Raw genomic sequence first — 19,096 nt, 5'->3', positions numbered from 1 at the left:
TGAATCTCCTCTAATCTTTCGTTTAGGTAATAAGAAATCGGGAATAAAGGATAGTACTAGAGGAGGGTATCCTTTTATGAGAAATTTGATTAAAAAAGCGATTAAATACGGTCCCATTATTTATCCGATTGTAAAGAAAATGCGAAATAAAAGAAGAACAAGGTAAGCTAAAAATCCCCGGGAAATTTTTCCCGGGGATTTTTAATGATAGTTAATAAGTGGTTACTTGGAATAATTTTTGAAGAATATACATGAAATATTTATAGGGGGAAAGAGAGTTTTGATATTTTTCGTAGTCAGCTGTATAGGTTCCATCTTTATTTGACCAAATTCGCTCAAAATAGCGGTCAACATCCTGGACGACTTTAGTATCGTTAGGTGCTTTTAAATGAATATTCGTTTCCATATTGTAATCATCCAGGTTTCTAGAGGTATAGTTGCCTGATCCACCGATGATTGTGCTCTCTTTATTTCCTTTTATATACAATAGTTTTGTGTGAAATTGCTCTTTATTTGTGTCATACCAGCGAATTGTAAGATGCTCACTTCCTTGTTTCTCTAGCTCAGCTGTCACAGGAAGGTTAGGTAAGCCGATTTTTTGCTGTCCAAAGGCATTTTGATTGGGATCTAGTACTAGACGTACGTCGACCTCTCGTTCGGTTGCGTCAACAAGCGCATCAACGATATCCCGGTCTGCCAGATAAAACATTCCAATATAGATAAGCTCTTCTTTTTTGGCATCATCAATAGCTGTCACAACTCTATCCTGAATTTTACTTTCTGTCACAATTTGAGCTTTAACATTAGAAGCAGCCTCGGGACTCTCATCGGTCAACTTAGTGTCTGGAAATGACGATACGTTTCCTCCAGAATAGGCGGCAACTGCTTTTTCAGTTTCGATAAGGTCATTTAGAATCTCGCCTTTCACTTTAAAGGCAATGTTAGAATGAAAACCGCTCGCATCATGAGGATTTGCAGACATGATAATACCCGCATCTTCTGTAGTCACCGTTTTACGATGGTTCGCTTTCACATTAAGCAATTCTAGATAAGATCGTGCAGTGACTTTTGGTGCTGAAGGTGCCATTGGGTTTGGAAGCCATCCTTTGCCTTCTTGCCCAAACCAGGTGATCCCCATTCTCCAAAGCCCTGAATAAAATAAGTTTGGATCTCGCAGCCGATCAAGATCAGTGAAAATAACTTCGGCGCCCATTTCCTTAATTTTATTTATTTGGTCAGCCTCGTGAGATCCATATGTTGTGTTCACTTCATCGCTAATGAGGACAACCTTCAGGTTAGGCTTCGCCTTCATTACTTCAACTACTGTATTCGCTAAGTCTTCACTGATTTTTGGATAATCTCTTTTCCCATCCGTGTATCCGTTAAATAAGAAAAGGTCTAAAATAAGGAAATCATCGGCTTCTTGAATCGTACTGTTGATTTCATCAAAAATACTATGATCATAAACTTCTTTCTCCTTTTTGTCGTAAGTTAAGTCAAAAAGAAACTCGATGTCTTCATCATTTATTTGATGAACTTCACCTGCGTAGGATACGCCTTCAGGTAAAGGCTTGAAGCGGTGATAAGTGATAACGCCTACATAAATAACTAAAAATATAATGAATATCATCCAACGTTTTTTGCGATACCATGATCGTTTCTTCATATGTAGTGCTCCTCAGTTTCTATTTTCTCTTTATATACCCCGAGCCGTACAAATGTATCCCTCCTCTAAATGTGTTTTTTTGCATGCTGTAAGGTTGTTTCCATACCAAATTCCGCCGTATACTGTTGGATAAACAGCTGAAAGACAGAAAGCGGGTTTTGCATAATGACAGTTGAACATCATACTTATCATTTTGATGCCTATCCGATGTTTGCGTTTGTTCCAATGGGAAAGAAAAATAAACGAATTAGAACGGTAGGTCAGAAAGTACAAAAAGGCATGATTCATCGTCTTCACGAACATGTGAAACGGAAGATTGGCGCTCTTATCCAGGAAGAGAAGCAGAAGTTGCAAACGTTTCTTGAACAGGAAAACGAAGCCGTTTTACCTATTCCTTTAAATAAAGAAGATGAGCTTTACCCACATCTTATCAAACCAGAGCAATTATTGTGGCAAACTTTTTCACCGATGCATGGCCTCCCCATCCATAACAATTCTACTTATCAAGAGTTTTATTTACAGTTATCAACGGAAGATCTTGATCGTCATCTCGATCGGGTTATTCGAGATTACCTTTTTTGCGCGGAGTTAGCTGAAAAGTCTCGTGTAGAATGGGAAGAGCGCATTATAGAGGCGTATCAACTTCATCCGTTTATTCAATTGGCTAGAGAGAAAGAAAACGTTGTAAAAGCGGTTGAAAGGATGAATCACTCGCCTCTTATCTCCCTTTTAAATTCTCCTGAAGATCTTGCTTACTGGCGACACCGAGTCGACATTGTGATGAGACCTTACCGCGAAGTTCCAGATGAATGGTTATGGACCGAAAAGGGAGTTTGTCATCATGAGAAGAAGATGATGCTTCACCCTTCTAGTAGTGATGTTGAATTTTATTGTGAGGCCTGCGGATATGCGATTTATTATGATATAGAGGAAAACCATGTCCATTTTAAAGAGGAAATTGACATGGACCGTGCGAAGAAACGTATCGGAACGATTGAACGACAATTCAATAAAATGGTAGACAAGACTCCACGTTTAGTAGAAAAAATAGAGGAAGTGTCTCAAGCGATTCAAGCATTCAAGCCGTATGCACCGCTTTATGCTGAAGTGCTACAAGTTCAGCATACTTTATCAGAAGAAGAACTTGCTTTATTTGAAGCGCCATCTACGGTTACGGTTTATCAGCAGCTCAAAAGCGTGAGACTGCCAGAAGATCGAGCAGGCTCACCACTTATTTGGTTTTCCCATGTATTAACCGATACCATAGCACCTTTTAAGCCTCGGACAGTTTTTCCGGATTTGGATCAAAGGGAAATCACCTTTGTTCGAGACTACCTGGAAAAAGTAAAGTCAATCAGTCAAAATGTCCCTTCGAATGAGGAAGAGTACATGAATGTAAAGAAACATACGATGACAATTGGCGAGATGAAGTTATTGCTTCACTTCATTATCAGGCATGAAAATGAGCCACTTCATGTGCTCTCAAAAGTCTTTACCGGACAAGCAACAAATGCGATACGAGCACAGAGACTACATGAAAATGAGGTGTTCGGTCTTTTACAGAATTGGCAAGAAAAACATGTTGTCAAAGGGATCAAATACATGGAGAAAGACGGCTTGCTGCTTAAAATCTCCAAAGGCTATGGGCTGACAGAGAAGGCCAATCGAATGTTAAGTAGAGAGGGCGAATAGCTGGAAAGACGATGTGAGTAGCATCGTCTTTTTTGTTGACGAAATGAATTTTCGGTGGGAAAGTACCTGATTATACTACCTAAAGGGTTTGTGGACAGGATGAAACCTTTTATCGTAAGTTTCGTAGAAATAAGTAGAAGTTTACATATGGAGGGGATTGTATGGAACACGGACCGGGAAAAGTACTTTCTTTGAAAGGATTGACGAAGTGGTACGGAGAAAAGCTCGTTCTAGATAATATTGATCTTGATGTTTATGAAGGGCAAATTATTGGTTACATTGGTCCGAATGGGGCTGGTAAGAGTACCACTGTTAAAATCATGCTCGGATTAGAAGCTACTTACGCTGGTGAAGTTGAGATATTTGGAGAAAATATTAAAAAGAATAGCGTTGATTATAAAAAGAGAATCGGGTATGTTCCAGAATCGGCGGACCTTTATGATAACTTATCTGCGCAGGAGTACCTAACGTTTACAGGTGAACTCTACGGATTAGATGCTGATACAGCGGAATATAAAGCTAGATTGCTGATGAGAGTGTTTGAGCTTGAAGACGTTTATGAATCTCGTATTTCATCCTACTCAAAAGGTATGAAGCAAAAAGTCTTACTGATTTCTAGCTTGCTTCATGACCCTGATATTCTTTTTCTCGATGAACCGATCAATGGTCTTGATGCGAATAGTGTCATGGTGTTTAAAGAAATCCTTGCTCAGCTTGCGGCTCAGGGGAAAACGATTTTCTACTCTTCGCACATTATGGAGGTCGTTCAGAAAATTAGTAGCCGTATTCTCCTTCTAAATGATGGCAAGATTGTTGCGGATGGAAGCTTTGAACAGCTTCGTCAAAAAAATAAAGAGGGCTCACTTGAGGAGATATTTAATCAATTAACAGGTTTTAATGAGCATCAAAATCTTGCGGGAGATTTTGTGCAAATCGTGCAGCGTGAAGATGTATGAAGAACTTTCCAACACTAAAGATTCTTGACCTCTTTCGGTTCCTATTTGAGCGGCTGGATATTGATTATCCAACCTTGCGTCGAATACTTCAGGTAAAGCTAACGATGGATGGGAGACGCCCTACTACGATAATGAGCCAGAACATGAGTGGGAACAAAAAGAAAGATTCCAACCAGTTTCTTAAATCACTCTGGTTTTATGCTTTTATTGGGCTAACGTTGATTCCGATCCTGTTTTTTGGTGACAATTTTATGTTTCAGATGAGCTTGATTTTCGGCGTTTTAATGTTTTTAATTATGACGGCGATGATTTCAGATTTCTCTTCTGTTCTTTTAGACGTTCGAGACCAAACGGTTATTGGCACAAGACCTGTCGATCGTCGAACGATTAGTGCAGCACGGGCTGTCCACGTTACGATATATTTATTTTTCTTAACGGCTGCGATTGTTGTTGTTCCACTTATTGTAGGAACTGTGCAGTATGGAATTTTATTTGGAGTGTTATTTGTCGTTACAGTGTTTTTTAGTGATTTGTTAATTGTGGCGCTGACAGCGCTGCTGTATTACATCATCTTAAAATTTTTTGGCGGAGAACGCTTAAGAGATGTCATTAATTATGTGCAAATAGGGTTATCAATCACCATCGTAGTCGGTTATCAAGTACTTGCTCGTGCTTTTGAATTTGCGGGATTACAGGTAGGCTTTTCACCAACATGGTGGAATCTCCTTTTACCGCCAGTTTGGTTTGGCGCACCGTTTGCTGTAGTGTTGAATGGGGCTAACGGAGCTTATTACTATATCTTTATCGCATTAGCTATTTTGATACCACTAATCGCTCTGTGGCTATATTTATCATTGTTACCTACGTTTGAGAAGAACCTTCTTAAGCTCATCGATCAGACTGGCCCATCGAAAAAGAAGACATTTAAGGGAATGGAACGTTTGGCTTCATTTATCACGCGAAGCAGAGAAGAGCATGCGTTTTATCAATTTGCGGGGAGAATGCTAAAGAATGAACGTGATTTAAAACTTAAGATCTATCCTTCTCTTGGGTTTGCTATGATCTTTCCTTTTGTTTTTCTGTATAATAGCTATTCTGCTGGGCAGTCATTTGAAGCCCTTACTTCAGGTAACTCCTATTTAACGATTTATGCGAGCATGATGATGGTTCCGGGAATAGTGATCATGCTTCAATATTCGAGTAAAAGTAAAGGGTCATGGATTTATCATGTCACACCTATACAAAATTCTGGCGTGATTATTAAGGGTACGTTAAAGGCTTTTCTACTTCGCCTATTTGCACCTGTGTTTGTGGCTATCAGTGCGATTTATACCTTTTTATTCGGTGTTCGAATTATTCCAGATTTGATCATCGTATGCTTAATCGCTCTTATTTATAGCGTCATTTGTTTTCGAATATTGAAAGGCACGCTTCCTTTTTCGGAGCCTTTTGAATCAGCCGGGCAAAGTGATGGTTGGAAGACTATCCCGTTTGCGTTATTGATCCCTGTATTCTGGGTCGTACACTTTATACTAACCAAAGTTCCATTCGGTACCTGGGCGTATCTCCTTGTTCTTGCGTTTATCTTACCGCTTATTTGGAATAAGGGATTGAAACATAGCGAGTGACAGGCACTCCCCGATTCCTGTCGAATCAATAACCCACCTCATTATGAGGTGGGTTATTTAGTCTCCTAGTGCTTAGATGATCTATACTGAGGTTTTCAATTTGCGGGCGTATATCCACATGATGATGGCTGATAGTGCCATTAAGATAAATAAGAAGATATACGTTAGCTGGAATGATTCTGTACTATATGTTAATCCGTTAAGTTCAAGCATGATCCCACCAGCTACAGATCCTGAGGCGCTCCCAACAAATTGTATGAGCTGCTTCATACCAATGCCAGTGGCGATCTCTTCAGAAGGAAGAATGCGCGACACCTCGTTCGTTGTACTAGATGAAAGGCTTGAGAAGCCGAAACTTGTGAACATATAGCCAATCATAATCATGTATTCATTTAGAGGTGATAGGAAGTAGAAAATCACGGTGGAGATGAGAAGCAGACCGTGAGCAAGATAAATCACTTTCATGTTTCCGTATCGATCAAGTAGTCTTCCAACATAAATAGCGGCAACTGCTGAAAGCATGGCGCCTGGAAAAATAATATACCCTACGACAGAAGGTCCTTTTTCATAAACGTTCTGAAGCATGAGTGGCATAAGAAGTAAAATGGCAAAGTGGGTTGTGAACCCAAGATAGCTCATATACAATAGCTTTCGATATCCATTGTTTTTAAAAAGAGACGGTTGAATAAAAGGAATATCTGTTCTTGTAATTCGAAGCCAGAGGAGTCCGCCTACGATAATGCCCAGAGCTAAAAACAGCCAATTAAAAGTTGAAATATAGAGTAGAAAGCTTGTAACAGTAGCCCCTGTCAATAGTCCTCCTATAATGTCAAAGCTTCCTTTACGAACCTCCTCTTCCGGAAGACGACGAAAGAGAATTGGTATGAGTAAAACTACAAATAAAGTTACAGTGAAAAGATAATTCCAATCAAGATACTCCGTTACGACGCCCCCAACAACAGGGCCAAGTCCGAACCCGAGAGATGATGCTGAAGCAATCATGGCCATCGCCCGTCCGCGACTTGAAAATGGAATGAATCGTCCCGCAAACACCATAGATAGTCCAGGAATTGCAGCTGCTCCGGTTGCTTGTAAAAGACGTGCAGCTAATAGTAGTGGAAATGTCTCTGAAAAGAAGCCAAGAACTGATCCGAGTCCAAATATGACAATCCCTGCAATTAAGAGGCGTCTGATCGGTAGATAATCCGATAGACGAGTATACGTAATCGTGAAAATTGCGAGGATAATGGAGTATCCAGACACAATCCAGGCGCCGTCTGCAGGGGAAAGGTTAAATTCAGTTAATACATTTGGTAAAGCAACATTAAACATTGTTGTATTCATGACAACAAGCCAGACCGCCACACTTAAAAGAAGAATGGTTTTGAAATAGCTTGAAGTTGTTTTCTCGTTCATTAAAACCCTCCTGATGCGTTAGTAAAGCACCAGCTTATTGTAAACGATAAGCGCATGATTCGTCTCATTTCACGGTTTCAATGAAATTAACTCTTTTCTTTCTTCATCTTTTTAGCCAACATTTCTTTTGCCTGGTTATAGGTAAGCCCTGAATTTGCATTAAGACGTTTCACTGTCTCAATATCCGTTCCTGTTTTCGTTTTCACCATTCATCACCACCTTTCGTCGTTAGTTTCTGAATGAATCAATCCAATTATCCAGAGGGAAGTTCGGTTTATGGAGCAGGTAGGTTACGTGATATAATGCAAGCAGATTAAAAAAACTCGAAAAGTTAGGATGACACGATGAGGAACGAACGAAGCGTGCAGGTGCAAGCAAAGCATCAAAAGAAATTTTTTAAAGGATATCCCCTTATATTCAAGGAAGCGATTGTGAATGCAGACGTCTTGAAAGAAGAAGGGACGATTCTAAGACTAGAAGATGAGAAAGGTCAGTTTATTGCAAGAGGCTATTATGGAAGGCAAAACAAGGGGTATGGCTGGGTGCTCTCACAAAATGAACAAGAAGCAATTGATCAGGACTTTTTTGTGAGGAAAATCCAGCAAGCCCTTCGTCATCGTACTTCGTTCTTTGAAGATCCAACAACAACGGCATTTCGTGTGGTGAATGGGGAGGGAGATGGCCTGGGAGGCGTAACCATCGATTATTTCGACGGTTATTATCTTATTAACTGGTACAGTGAAGGGATTTATTCATTTAAAAATGTTGTAGTAGAGGCGTTAAAACAGCTTGTGGATTTTAAAGGTATCTATGAGAAGAAACGCTTTGACGCGAAAGGTCAATATGTAGAAGATGATGATTTTGTTGAAGGAGAACGCGGCGAATTCCCGCTAATTGTGAAAGAAAATGGTGTGAACTTTGCTGTGTATTTAAATGAAGGTGCCATGGTTGGAGTATTTCTTGATCAGCGCCCTGTTCGAAAGTTAATCCGTGATCAATACGCGAAGGGGAAAACAGTATTAAATACGTTCTCCTACACAGGTGCTTTCTCGGTATTTGCGGTTGAAGGTGGCGCGACGGGTACTACAAGCGTTGATCTTGCTAATCGAAGCTTGAATAAGACGATCGAGCAGTTTAGCGTTAACGACATTGATTATGAAGAACAAAACATCCTCGTGATGGATGTATTTAAATATTTTAAGTACGCCGTTAAAAAGAATTTATCTTTTGATATGGTGGTTCTTGATCCTCCAAGCTTTGCACGTTCTAAGAAACATACATTTAGTGCTGCTAAAGATTATAAAGATCTGTTGAAAGATGCGATTTCAATTACGGAAGATAATGGTGTGATTGTCGCTTCAACGAACTATAGCGGCTATGATATGAAGAAGTTTAAAGGGTTTGTTGATCAGGCATTTAAAGAAACGAACGGTAAATATGAGCTGCTAGAAGAATTTACACTACCTGAAGATTTTCGTACGATTAAAGAGTTTCGTGAAGGAAACTATCTTAAGGTTGTTTTCATAAAGAAAATTAAATAGGGTATTTGCGTTTCACTGATATCTATTAACGGGGATAAAAAGATAAAGATCGTTGAATAGAGGGAGAGGTCGTACTCATGAAACTAATTGTATTCGGAGCTACCGGCGGTACAGGAAATGCTTTTGTGAAACAGGCCATTGCAGCGGGACATACCGTCACTGCATTTGTTCGAACACCTTCAAAACTTGAAACGACTCACAAAAATTTATTAGTTGAAATTGGCGATGCGATGCAGTCTGCTGATGTGAAGCAGGCGATAACTCCTGACGTTGATGCCGTTATTTCATGTTTGGGTGCTAATGGACTTGGAAAAACAACAGATCTTTCTACAATGACGGCAAATATCCTCGATGCGATGAGCATTCATGATGTAAAGCGGATCGTTTATATGGCTTCTGCTGGGATTAATAAAGAGATTCCTGGAGTGACAGGGTTTGTTGCAGGCAAACTGTTGCAGAACGTCCTTGCTGATCATCGAAGAGCAGTCGACCTTCTTGCTGCAAGTGAAGCAGAGTGGACAGTGGCTCGTCCAATGGGATTAACGAATGATGATCGGACTGGAGAGTATCGGAAAGCGCGAAGTGGCATTCCAAAAGGCGGACGTCGCATCGCTCGATCAGATGTAGCTGATTTTATGCTTCATACCGTAACAGATCATCTCTACATTCGAGAATCGATCGGACTTGCATACTAAGAACCGTGAAGCTTAAGCTTCACGGTTCTTTCGGTTATACGGATACCTTCTGGGAATGAATGACGCGCTCGCCAACTGCGCGAATTAATTCTGGTGGAAGTGGATAATTGAGAGCAGCAGGATCCATTTTTACCGCTGCGATTGTAGCGTCAAGTGCATCAGGCTTAATGTCATAATCTTTGAAATTAGCTGGAAGACCAACGTTCTGCTGCATTTCTTTTAGTTTATGAATGACAGCTTGTAGCAACGCGTCATTATTCTTGCCGGTTGTCTCTAAATGAAGGGCACGAGCAAGTTCCTTTATTTTTGGAAGATAGAGATCAGGGAGCATTTCCATCACAACCGGAAGAAAAACGGCATTCGCAAGGCCGTGTGGAATGCGGAAAAGAGCTCCATACGCATGCGCAAAATTATGCACAGGAATGGCATTAAGGGCGAAGCTAAATGCCGTTATACCCATCATACTCGCTTGGAGCATTTCCATACGTGCTGTGAGGTTATCTCCCTGGTTGACGGCAGTTGAGAGATGTGACTCAATCAAGCGAATAGACTGGAGGGCATAAGCATCAGTTAGCGATGTGGCTGATGGTGAGACGAATGCTTCAATTGCATGAGTTAACGCATCAAATCCAGTAAAAGCCGTAATGATAGGTGGTAATCCCGTTGTCAATTCTGGATCCAATATAGCCATATCGGCATTAATAAATGGATGAATAATGTTTGTCTTCATCTTGATTTCTTCGTTATAAATCACGGCAATAGGAGATACCTCTGATCCTGTACCAGCGGTTGTAGGGATCGAGATGTGGGGAATTGGTATATGAGTGGCCTCTGGCCAGGATAAATAGAGAAGTCCTCCTGGAATAGCTTCTTTAATATCTGTTAATCCGTTGTGAAGGGCGTATTTCACCCCTTTCACGGTGTCCATCACGCTGCCACCGCCAACAGCGAGTAGCCCATCCGCACTTACTTCCCTGGCAAATTGAAGCGCTGCATTAACATCATGACTCCCTGCATCTTGATTGATATCAAGATAAATCCCTGCAAGTTCAGGGCCAGTCCCATGTGGTGTCAGCTCGAATATCTCTTTGATCTTTTCAACGACACCAGCTTTTTCAAGTCCGTGGTCACTAAAGAGAACCACACGCTTTGCTTGAAGTCCTCTGAACAGATCGGGTACAAGTGCCCGAGTTCCTGCCCCGCTATGAATGGCCGTTCGAAGCATATATTGAGAATATGTTAATGTCATACAGTTTTACCTCCTTTATTAAGATTGGTTAGAAAAGAGAAGACTGTACCAATTTCTCCGTTCGATTTCTGGCACCATTGAGGTGTGCACATGCTTCACCTGAGTATATGCGTCAAGAGAATGCTTGCCCATTTCTCTACCAATGCCACTTTGTTTGTATCCGCCAAACGGTGCATCATTTCTGAGCATATGCCAATCATTTATCAAAACAACACCGGCACGCAGTTTTCTTACGACCTTATAGGCTTTATTCACATCAGTTGACCAAACACCTGCTGCTAGTCCGTAAATCGTATCGTTCGCCATACGGATGGCATCATCAACATCGCTATACCGGATAACAGAAAGCACAGGCCCGAAGATTTCTTCTTTGGCGATCGTCATGTCGTTCGTGACATCGGCAAAAATTGTTGGAGCAATAAAATGTCCTTTCTCACAGCCCTTCACGTTAACTTCATTCCCGCCACAAATAAGACGAGCCCCTTCCCGCTTACCTTTCTCAATGTATGATAAGATCGCTTCTTTTTGCGTAGCAGAAACCACCGGACCCATATCTGTCGCCGGATCAATTGGATTTCCAATCACAAGCTTCTCAGAAAGCTCTTTGAGTCCATCGATTACCTGATCATACAGTTTATCTGGCACAAAGAGTCTCGTTCCGGATTCGCACAATTGACCAGAGTGAAGGAAGACGCCGAACAGACTGCCAGGAAGGGCGATTGAAAGATCTGCATCATCCAGGATAATGGAAGGTGATTTCCCACCAAGTTCAAGCGTTGTGTTCTTCACTGTTTTAGAAGCTAGACTCATAATGTGACGTCCCACTTCAGTAGAACCAGTGAAAGCTATCTTATCGACTTTAGGGTGCGTAGCGAGTGGTTCACCAACGTCTTTTCCACTACCCGTGACAACATTTATCACTCCTCTGGGAACTATTTCAGAAATAATTTCAGCGAGACGGAGCGTTGTAAGTGGTGTATAACTCGCTGGTTTAATAACGATGGTGTTCCCCATGGCAAGGGCAGGTGCGATCTTCCACGTTGCAATAAGCATAGGCATGTTCCATGGCGTTATGGCGGCACAGACGCCGATTGGCTCACGCCAGATAAAGTTATGAGCTGGTCCTGGAAACGGAGGAGATGGCAGTGTTTCTGAATAGGTGTAATCGAGCACAAATTTACCGAGAGTCTGGAATAGATCCACCATCTGAATGATGTCATTGGATCCAAGTCTTCTAACGGTGCCACCTGAAGAGAGCGCTTCTAAGGCAACAAGTTCATCTGCATTTTCCATGATTTTCTGAGCGATGGAATAAAGGACTTTCGAACGCTCTTTTGGAGGCATCTCACGCCATTCTTCATTATCGAATGCTTTGGATGCTGCCTCTACAGCTCGGTCAACATCTTTAGCGTTACCGCTCGTTACTTTTGCGATTACATCTCCAGTAGCAGGATTCATCACCTCGAACAGTTGACCACTTTCTGAAGGAGACCATTCTCCATTAATAAAAAGCGGAAATGACTTTATTTCTACGTTTACTGACATAGCTCTTCCTCCTTTACTTTAAAGAACGCCAACATCGGATTCAGAAGTACGGTAAATCTCGTTGATGTCTTTTCCTTTTGCGCGTGCAAGGATGTCCATCCTTATCGATAGCTGTTTCATAGAAAAGGCCATTGTGGCATCAAGTGTATTTCCGAATGCGCTATGTGTTTTTTCTCCTATTCCTTCCTGTGTTAACTGCTCTGCAAGTGGGGCGAGCTGATTCATCTTATTTTGCACAATCTCAAAGAGGTGGGGATGTTCAGCAATCAGGCGCTGTAACAAGAAGGTTCCATAGCCGATATGACGTGATTCATCTTTTTTAAGCAATCCAACGCCTTTCATTAATCCTGGCATAACCTTGGCTTTATCAAGAGATTCGTAGAAAGAAAAATAGCCCGTTTCAGCAAGAACCCCTTCCACAAACATATTGTAGACAGTAGAAGCTTCAGCTAGCGCTTCAGGAGAATGGTCCTGGTGGAGTTTCCCCATTGCTTCCGGTAATATAGAATAAAAAATTTTACGATAGGTGTCGGAGTGAAAACGGGACAGGTCCCCGGTTTGACCAATCTCATTTAGAAATACACGAAAGAACTCCGTGTGCTTTGCTTCCTCAAAAAGAAAAGTTGTTAAGTACATCTCTTCTTCTAATCTTCCTTCTTTTGCGATCACCATGATTAATGGCAGAAGGTCCAATGTGACTGCTTCTTCACCAGCCTGAAATTGAGAAATAAGTCTCAGTATCTCTTCTTGTTGATCCCCGGTTAGAAACTGCCAATCTTTTACGTCTTGAGTAAAATCAATCTCTCTTGGGTCCCATCCGCCAAATTTCTTCGCTTTTTGATAAAGACGAAATGGCAGGGAATCTTCCTGAAGTCCGCGGTTGCTTGTCGTTATCATTTCTTTCCGCATCTTTGACCACCTTTCAATACTTGCGATTTAATCTAGCAAATTTTATAATGAAGGAGCTATCTTAGAAAGCGCTTACATATACAGTTTAACGATTTTTGTACGGCAGTTCGATTCCTGAAAAGATAGGGGTGAATCATGTCGATGCATGAGGAAACGTGGATGCGATCTTTTCATCGGATGTTAGAGATGAAAGATCCGATCCAACGTTGCGAAGTAATGATTAAACAATGTCTTGCCCATTTTCCATTCATGCGTGCCAGTCTCTTTACTTTTTCCTATTTTACAGGTGTTGGAGAAGGCATTCTTCGCGTTGATCGTAGTGGAGTGTTTTCTATGAGCGCTATACGTGAGGATATACGGCGCATCCCACCCATTCAACGAGTCCTTCTAAGTAACAAGCCTTCTTTCCTGGTGATGGATCAGCATCATCAGCTCTTCCCCACAGAATATATCGAAGCTTATGATTTAACATCTGTCTTAATTATTCCATTAAGCATTGAGCGAATTGCTATTGGCTGTGTCCTAATTGATAAAAACGAAGAGGGTGTTACGGTTCATCAAGGGCTTATTGATGATGTGATGATTTATTTTCAACAGGCACTTGCTTATATGCTCCCACCAATCTCTCAGTCACCCAATCCCTTAAGCAAACGTGAAACAGAAGTTCTTCAATATGCAGCTGATGGCTACAGTACGAAAGAAATGGCCAGGTTATTACGAATCAGTGATTTTACAGCGAGAGATTATATAAGTACGGCGATTCGAAAGTTACAAGCTAATCATCGTGCCGAAGCAGTTGCAAAAGCATTAAGAGAAAAATGGATTCTGTAACTAACGGAATCCTTTTACTTTCCCTTGAATAGTGATGGAATTTTCAGTAAACTTTAAATACTAACCAGTTGGTATTTAAACGAACATAAGGAGGAATATGCGATGACCACTGCTGAGGAGAAGATTCACTACCGTACTTGCCCGCTCTGTGAAGCCACATGCGGCTTAGAAATTCACACGGTGAATGGAGAAGTAACGCATATTGAGGGTGATAAGAAAGATCCTTTCAGTAAGGGATATTTGTGCCCGAAAGGATTTAGTTTAAAAGAACTTCATCATGATCCAGAGCGCATTCGAGAGCCAATGATTCGAAAAGGAACAGAGTGGTTTACAGTAAGCTACGAGGAGGCTTTTAAGGAAGTTAGGAAAGGGCTTCGTCGTGTGATTGAAAAGTATGGTCGCGATGCAGTGGGCGTCTACCTCGGTAACCCTAATGTTCATAATCTCTCAGGTTTACTTTATTTACCTCTCTTTCTTCGTGCTCTCGGTAGTCGAAATCAATATTCAGCAAGCACAGTCGATCAGATTCCAAAGCAGCTAGCAGCTGAGTTTATGTATGGTAGTGATTTCAGTATACCGATCCCTGATATCGATCGAACACAGTATTTTCTTGTGATTGGAGCGAATCCAATTGTTTCAAATGGTAGCTTAATGACAGGACCAAATATGAGAGGAAGGCTGAAGGCATTACAAGATCGCGGTGGGCGTCTTGTTGTTGTTGATCCCATTCGTACAGCCACAGCTAAAGTAGCAGATGATCATCATTTTATTAAACCAGGAACAGATGGTTATTTTTTGTTTAGTATCCTCCATACGTTGTTTGATGAAAAGTTAGCGAAGGAAACTCACCTATCGGGTCATGTGAATGGACTTGAAACAGTGAAAGAGCTCGCGAAAGATTTTCCACCTGATAAGGTTGCTTCGATATGTGGTCTCGATTCAGAAACGATTCGCACCATTGCAAGGGATATTTCTTCCGCAACGTGTGCTGCTGTGTATGGAAGAATGGGGACATGTACACAAACATTTGGCACAGTAAATAGCTGGTTGATTGATGTGATCAATGTTGTGACAGGTAATCTTGATCGCGAAGGTGGTGTTATGTTCACAACTCCTGCAGCCGGTGGCAAGACATCTAAGAAAAAAGGCTACCGATTTGATCGCTTTAGAAGCAGAGTGAGCGAACTGCCAGAAGTACTCGGTGAGCTTCCAGTTGCGTGTTTAGCAGAAGAAATGGATACGCCAGGGGAAGGACAGATCCGTGCATTTGTAACTGTAGCTGGTAATCCTATCTTGTCAACACCAAATAGTAAGCGCTTACAAAACGGCGTTGAAAATCTCGACTTTATGGTAAGCATTGACTGTTACCTGAATGAAACAACAAGAAATGCTAACGTGATTCTTCCAGCTCCTACACCACTTGAACGCTCACACTATGATCTTTCATTTTATCAACTGTCTGTTCGAAACATTTCTCACTACTCGCCTCCTGTTTTCGAAAAGAAAGAATCCCAGCTGGATGAGTGGGAAATCCTCCTAAAGCTTGCGACATTAGTTGGAGAAGAAGAGCCTGATGACAATGCAGCAGCGAAATTAGATGAGAAATCGATTCATTACCTCATTAAAAAAGACGTGCAAAATGAACAATCGCCCCTTTTCGACCAGGATCCGAAAGAGATTATTAGCGTCCTTGAGGGCAGAATTGGTCCAGAGAGAATGCTTGATTATATGCTTAGGTCAGGTCCTTATGGAGACCATTTCAAAAAGCAAGGTGGTTTAAGCCTAAATAAACTTGAACAAAACCCGCACGGAATTGATTTAGGAGCGTTAAAGCCAAGAATTCCTGAAGTATTACTGACTCACACAGGTAAGGTTGAGTTAGCCCCTGAAGTCATTGTAAAAGACGTGGCAAGGCTTAAAGAAGAATCGTCTGACCAAGTAGATATGGTATTGATCGGTCGAAGAAATTTACGATCAAACAATTCCTGGATGCATAATTTGCCTGTTCTTATGAAGGGGAAGGATCGCTGTACGTTATTGCTTCACCCAGAAGATGGCAAGCGACTTGACCTTCAAGATGGTGACCTCGCACAAGTTCTATCAGATACAGGTAGTCTTGAAGTAAATGTAGCATTAACAGAAGACATTATGCCTGGAGTAGGCAGCATCCCACATGGATATGGTCATAACCTAGATGGGACGAAAATGACGGTGGCTAAGGAAAACAAAGGCGTCAATACGAATATATTAAGTAATGAAAAAAGACTTGATGCTGTTTCAGGAACAGCTGTATTAAATGGTATACCGATTGTCGTTAGAAAAGCAAAAAGTGGGAGGAGTGAACATGGCTTTGTACGCTCTGAATCTATTTAACGTAAAAGATGGAGAAGAATATGCTGAATACGCAAAAAGGGCAGAGGAGCCAGTACGTAAATACGGAGGGAAGGTTGTTGCGATTGGCAAGCTACAATCATCACCAGAAGGGGATATCGAGCCGAGACAAGTGATGATGCTTGTTGAATGGGAATCCAAAGAAGGTATATACAAATATGTAAGTGATCCAGATCTTGAGGATTTGCATCCACATCGTGAGCTTGGGGTCGATGATTTTGTCTGGCATTTATTTGAGAAGTTAGAGGATTTGAGACCCGTCCTAAAATAAGCAAAGCCCCCGCACTTTAAAATGCGGGGGCTTTGCTATTTTCTATTCTTCGATTGGGAACCAGCCTGGTACGCTAAAAATGGCATTCCAAAGTGGATCAGGTAATACAAGTTCTTGCTGAGCGTCTTTTCGTAACGTCACTCGAATGCTATCTTCGTCACCGTTTTGAACTTTCTCAACCCAGTTCGGTTCCATAATCATTTCACGGCCAAGAGCGATAAGAGGTACACCAGTCTCAAGCGCTTCTTCCACTTCAACAGGGGTATGAAGTGAGCCGACACCAATGACAGGAACGTTGTGACCAATTCGTTCTTTAATCATCTCCATGCGTGGTGTAGCATCTTCTTCGCGCATTGAACCTTGATAGAAGTCGGATAGTGAAACGTGAACATAGTCCAAGTTCCGTGAAGCAAGTTCATCAACAAACTGAAGCGTATCATCCATTGAGATTCCAGGATTTTCGCGTTCTTCAGGTGAGATCCGATAGCCAAGAACGAAAGCGCCATTAGCATGTTTTTTGATTGCTTCCTGAACAGATTCTAGAACAGCTAATGGGAATTTCATACGATTTTCAAGGCTGCCACCCCATGTGTCTTCTCTGCGGTTAGAATGCGGAGAAAAGAACTGTTGAAGAAGGTACGTATTGGCACCATGAAGCTCAACACCATCAAACCCAGCTTCGATAGCTCTTCGCGTTGCTTCGCCGAAAGCACGGATTGTTTCTTGAATTTCGTCTTCTGTCATTGCACGAGGAGTTTTCGAACCTTCCCGCTCAGCGGGTACAGCACTTGCGCTAAGAATTTCTTCATTCGGAACGAGCTCAGGAGGGCACATTCTACCTCCGTGGAATATTTGTAGAATCGCCTTTGCACCTTCTGCATGAATGGTGTCAGCTAATTTCTTCAAACCAGGAATCTGTTCATCACGGTTAGCGCCAATTTCACCAGCAAAGCCTTTCCCGTGTGGGAGCACATAAGCACATGCCGTAATAACTGCGCCAACTCCACCAGAACGCTTTTCATAATAAGCAAGCTCTTGTGCGGATACTGTACCATCATCATTTGATAAGAAGTTTGTCATTGGAGCAAGCATGACACGGTTTTTCAATTCTACGCCAGAAGGTAGAGTATAAGATTGAAGCATTTTTCGATTCATAGTCATTGTTGTCCTCCTTTTAATACACGTACTGTAATTCCAACTCTTACAGTTTAGCATGACAGCTCATTTCTTGTCTTTCAATGTGCTTTTATGATGTGTTAGTAAAACTTATAAAAAAACCGCCAATGATGGCGGGTTTTAGTATGAGGCTATATTCGTTTAGAAGAGATTGCCTCTCGCATAAGCTGAAGAGAGTGCTTAGATTTTTCTTTTCGAGCGATCATGACGTTCACATAAAGCGCATCAACGAGACTTAGCTGTGCAATTCTTGATGCGAGCGCTTCAGAGCGGAAATCGGTTTCTTGTGAAACAGTATAAAGAGGAATATCAACTTTTTTACTTAGTGGAGATGTCGCCAGGTTTGTGATGGCGATCGTCGTTGCACCTGTTTCTTTTGCGATGTCAGCAACACGAAGCATATCTTTGTTCGTTCCAGAATGAGAAATTAAGACAGCCACATCGCTACTTGATAGCTGAGAAGCGGACATGATTTGTAAATGTGCATCACTGTATGATGTGGAGCGTAATCCTGTTCGAATAAACTTATGCTGGGCGTCCATCGCAATAATCCCAGAACCACCATTTCCGTAGAATTCAATATGAGTTGCATTTAATAAAATCTGTACAGCTTGATCAATGGTTGCGTTATCGAGTATGTGATACGTATCTTCAAGCGTTCGTATGTTGGAACGGAGGACCTTTTCTGCTACCTCTTTCGTTGAATCCGTTTCTGTGATGGTCTCATGGATATCCTGAATGGGATTCACGATTTCCGCAGCAAGGGCAATTTTCATCGCTTGAAAGCCTTTAAAGCCAATTCGCTTACAAAAGCGGAAAACGGTTGCATCTGCAACGTTTAAATCTTCTGCCACCTGATTAATGGTACTATGGATAATTTTATTAGAATGGTTCAAAATATAATCCGCCACCTGTCGTTCTTTTTCGCTAAATTGCGAATAGGAAGAGCGAATTCTTGGAAGGCAGTGACGGGTTTCCGTATCGGACATTTACATTCTCCTCTCTATCAATCCTGATTGTATAATTGTAACCGATTACAATTAAGATGAAAATAGATTCCACTCAACCAATTGAAACAAAAAATATTTAATGTATAATTAAATTATAGGAAAAAATATTTCATTCACTTA

General features: G+C 41.4%; 16 protein-coding genes. 8 read left to right on the top strand and 8 right to left on the bottom strand.

Annotation, left to right across the window (positions count from 1 at the left end; genetic code table 11):
- Positions 1-211: 211 nt before the first annotated feature.
- Positions 212-1,666, bottom strand: coding sequence for a phospholipase D family protein (locus AC0VYO_RS21720; protein ID WP_475366256.1), 1,455 nt, complete (start codon positions 1,664-1,666; stop codon positions 212-214).
- 165 nt (positions 1,667-1,831) lie between these two features.
- Between AC0VYO_RS21720 and AC0VYO_RS21715 the strand changes: the two genes are divergently transcribed.
- From AC0VYO_RS21715 to AC0VYO_RS21705, 3 genes are all read left to right on the top strand, one after another.
- A complete protein-coding gene (locus tag AC0VYO_RS21715; RefSeq protein ID WP_475366255.1) occupies positions 1,832-3,358 on the top strand; it encodes an RQC-minor-2 family DNA-binding protein in 1,527 nt (508 codons plus the stop codon).
- 161 nt (positions 3,359-3,519) lie between these two features.
- Positions 3,520-4,314 carry an ABC transporter ATP-binding protein gene (locus tag AC0VYO_RS21710; protein WP_430245440.1) on the top strand — a complete coding sequence of 265 codons (795 nt, stop codon included), beginning with the start codon at positions 3,520-3,522 and terminating at the stop codon, positions 4,312-4,314.
- Positions 4,311-5,942 (top strand): hypothetical protein, encoded by a 1,632-nt coding sequence (locus AC0VYO_RS21705; RefSeq protein WP_475368263.1) that lies wholly within the window; start codon positions 4,311-4,313, stop codon positions 5,940-5,942. Before AC0VYO_RS21710 ends, AC0VYO_RS21705 begins: the two co-directional genes overlap by 4 nt.
- Positions 5,943-6,023: 81 nt before the next feature.
- On the opposite strand, the gene AC0VYO_RS21700 is transcribed toward AC0VYO_RS21705, so the two are convergent.
- Positions 6,024-7,358, bottom strand: a complete 1,335-nt coding sequence (locus tag AC0VYO_RS21700; RefSeq protein WP_475368262.1) for an MFS transporter — start codon at positions 7,356-7,358, stop codon at positions 6,024-6,026.
- An 86-nt stretch (positions 7,359-7,444) separates the two neighbouring features.
- A complete protein-coding gene (locus tag AC0VYO_RS21695; RefSeq protein ID WP_255622932.1) occupies positions 7,445-7,567 on the bottom strand; it encodes a hypothetical protein in 123 nt (40 codons plus the stop codon).
- A gap of 135 nt (positions 7,568-7,702) precedes the next feature.
- On the opposite strand from AC0VYO_RS21695, the gene AC0VYO_RS21690 reads away from it, so the two are divergent.
- Both AC0VYO_RS21690 and AC0VYO_RS21685 read left to right on the top strand, forming a co-directional pair.
- Positions 7,703-8,899 (top strand): class I SAM-dependent rRNA methyltransferase, encoded by a 1,197-nt coding sequence (locus tag AC0VYO_RS21690; protein ID WP_475368261.1) that lies wholly within the window; start codon positions 7,703-7,705, stop codon positions 8,897-8,899.
- A gap of 77 nt (positions 8,900-8,976) precedes the next feature.
- Positions 8,977-9,594, top strand: a complete 618-nt coding sequence (locus AC0VYO_RS21685) for an NAD(P)-dependent oxidoreductase (RefSeq protein WP_475368260.1) — start codon at positions 8,977-8,979, stop codon at positions 9,592-9,594.
- Between the two features lie 34 nt (positions 9,595-9,628).
- On the opposite strand, the gene AC0VYO_RS21680 is transcribed toward AC0VYO_RS21685, so the two are convergent.
- From AC0VYO_RS21680 to AC0VYO_RS21670, 3 genes are read right to left on the bottom strand one after another with little or no spacing between them, the layout of a single operon-like run.
- The gene (locus AC0VYO_RS21680) at positions 9,629-10,843 is read right to left on the bottom strand and encodes an iron-containing alcohol dehydrogenase (RefSeq protein WP_475368259.1); all 1,215 of its coding nucleotides are present in this window, start codon (positions 10,841-10,843) and stop codon (positions 9,629-9,631) included.
- 18 nt (positions 10,844-10,861) lie between these two features.
- Positions 10,862-12,388: an aldehyde dehydrogenase family protein gene (locus AC0VYO_RS21675; protein WP_475368258.1), complete on the bottom strand. Its 1,527-nt coding sequence runs from the start codon at positions 12,386-12,388 to the stop codon at positions 10,862-10,864.
- Between the two features lie 18 nt (positions 12,389-12,406).
- A complete protein-coding gene (locus AC0VYO_RS21670; protein WP_475368257.1) occupies positions 12,407-13,297 on the bottom strand; it encodes a R2-like ligand-binding oxidase in 891 nt (296 codons plus the stop codon).
- Positions 13,298-13,432: 135 nt separating this feature from the next.
- Here AC0VYO_RS21670 and AC0VYO_RS21665 point away from each other — a divergent pair, with 135 nt between their 5' ends.
- The 3 genes from AC0VYO_RS21665 to AC0VYO_RS21655 all read left to right on the top strand — a co-directional run bounded on the left by AC0VYO_RS21665 (position 13,433) and on the right by AC0VYO_RS21655 (position 16,790).
- Positions 13,433-14,128, top strand: coding sequence for a LuxR C-terminal-related transcriptional regulator (locus AC0VYO_RS21665; protein ID WP_475368256.1), 696 nt, complete (start codon positions 13,433-13,435; stop codon positions 14,126-14,128).
- 102 nt (positions 14,129-14,230) lie between these two features.
- Complete coding sequence (locus AC0VYO_RS21660) at positions 14,231-16,501, top strand: molybdopterin-dependent oxidoreductase (RefSeq protein WP_475368255.1); 2,271 nt, start codon at positions 14,231-14,233, stop codon at positions 16,499-16,501.
- Positions 16,473-16,790, top strand: a complete 318-nt coding sequence (locus AC0VYO_RS21655) for a DUF1330 domain-containing protein (RefSeq protein ID WP_475368254.1) — start codon at positions 16,473-16,475, stop codon at positions 16,788-16,790. Before AC0VYO_RS21660 ends, AC0VYO_RS21655 begins: the two co-directional genes overlap by 29 nt.
- Positions 16,791-16,832: 42 nt before the next feature.
- Here AC0VYO_RS21655 and AC0VYO_RS21650 read toward each other — a convergent pair whose 3' ends face one another.
- Both AC0VYO_RS21650 and AC0VYO_RS21645 read right to left on the bottom strand, forming a co-directional pair.
- Positions 16,833-17,945, bottom strand: coding sequence for an NADH-dependent flavin oxidoreductase (locus AC0VYO_RS21650; RefSeq protein ID WP_430245614.1), 1,113 nt, complete (start codon positions 17,943-17,945; stop codon positions 16,833-16,835).
- A 152-nt stretch (positions 17,946-18,097) separates the two neighbouring features.
- Complete coding sequence (locus AC0VYO_RS21645; protein WP_194218202.1) at positions 18,098-18,955, bottom strand: MurR/RpiR family transcriptional regulator; 858 nt, start codon at positions 18,953-18,955, stop codon at positions 18,098-18,100.
- Positions 18,956-19,096 lie beyond the last annotated feature (141 nt).

The sequence above is a fragment of the Anaerobacillus sp. 63XJN7_4_ISO-PGPR-S23-413 genome, assembly GCF_056173725.1.
This window is presented reverse-complemented; position numbering and strand designations above follow the sequence as displayed.

Excerpts from the sequence above, each read along its gene's own strand:
- AC0VYO_RS21720 (WP_475366256.1), bottom strand. The coding sequence starts at position 1,666 with ATGAAGAAACGATCATGGTATCGCAAAAAACGTTGGATGATATTCATT.
- AC0VYO_RS21715 (WP_475366255.1), top strand. The coding sequence starts at position 1,832 with ATGACAGTTGAACATCATACTTATCATTTTGATGCCTATCCGATGTTT.
- AC0VYO_RS21710 (WP_430245440.1), top strand. The coding sequence starts at position 3,520 with ATGGAACACGGACCGGGAAAAGTACTTTCTTTGAAAGGATTGACGAAG.
- AC0VYO_RS21705 (WP_475368263.1), top strand. The coding sequence starts at position 4,311 with ATGAAGAACTTTCCAACACTAAAGATTCTTGACCTCTTTCGGTTCCTA.
- AC0VYO_RS21700 (WP_475368262.1), bottom strand. The coding sequence starts at position 7,358 with ATGAACGAGAAAACAACTTCAAGCTATTTCAAAACCATTCTTCTTTTA.
- AC0VYO_RS21695 (WP_255622932.1), bottom strand. The coding sequence starts at position 7,567 with ATGGTGAAAACGAAAACAGGAACGGATATTGAGACAGTGAAACGTCTT.
- AC0VYO_RS21690 (WP_475368261.1), top strand. The coding sequence starts at position 7,703 with ATGAGGAACGAACGAAGCGTGCAGGTGCAAGCAAAGCATCAAAAGAAA.
- AC0VYO_RS21685 (WP_475368260.1), top strand. The coding sequence starts at position 8,977 with ATGAAACTAATTGTATTCGGAGCTACCGGCGGTACAGGAAATGCTTTT.
- AC0VYO_RS21680 (WP_475368259.1), bottom strand. The coding sequence starts at position 10,843 with ATGACATTAACATATTCTCAATATATGCTTCGAACGGCCATTCATAGC.
- AC0VYO_RS21675 (WP_475368258.1), bottom strand. The coding sequence starts at position 12,388 with ATGTCAGTAAACGTAGAAATAAAGTCATTTCCGCTTTTTATTAATGGA.
- AC0VYO_RS21670 (WP_475368257.1), bottom strand. The coding sequence starts at position 13,297 with ATGCGGAAAGAAATGATAACGACAAGCAACCGCGGACTTCAGGAAGAT.
- AC0VYO_RS21665 (WP_475368256.1), top strand. The coding sequence starts at position 13,433 with ATGTCGATGCATGAGGAAACGTGGATGCGATCTTTTCATCGGATGTTA.
- AC0VYO_RS21660 (WP_475368255.1), top strand. The coding sequence starts at position 14,231 with ATGACCACTGCTGAGGAGAAGATTCACTACCGTACTTGCCCGCTCTGT.
- AC0VYO_RS21655 (WP_475368254.1), top strand. The coding sequence starts at position 16,473 with ATGGCTTTGTACGCTCTGAATCTATTTAACGTAAAAGATGGAGAAGAA.
- AC0VYO_RS21650 (WP_430245614.1), bottom strand. The coding sequence starts at position 17,945 with ATGAATCGAAAAATGCTTCAATCTTATACTCTACCTTCTGGCGTAGAA.
- AC0VYO_RS21645 (WP_194218202.1), bottom strand. The coding sequence starts at position 18,955 with ATGTCCGATACGGAAACCCGTCACTGCCTTCCAAGAATTCGCTCTTCC.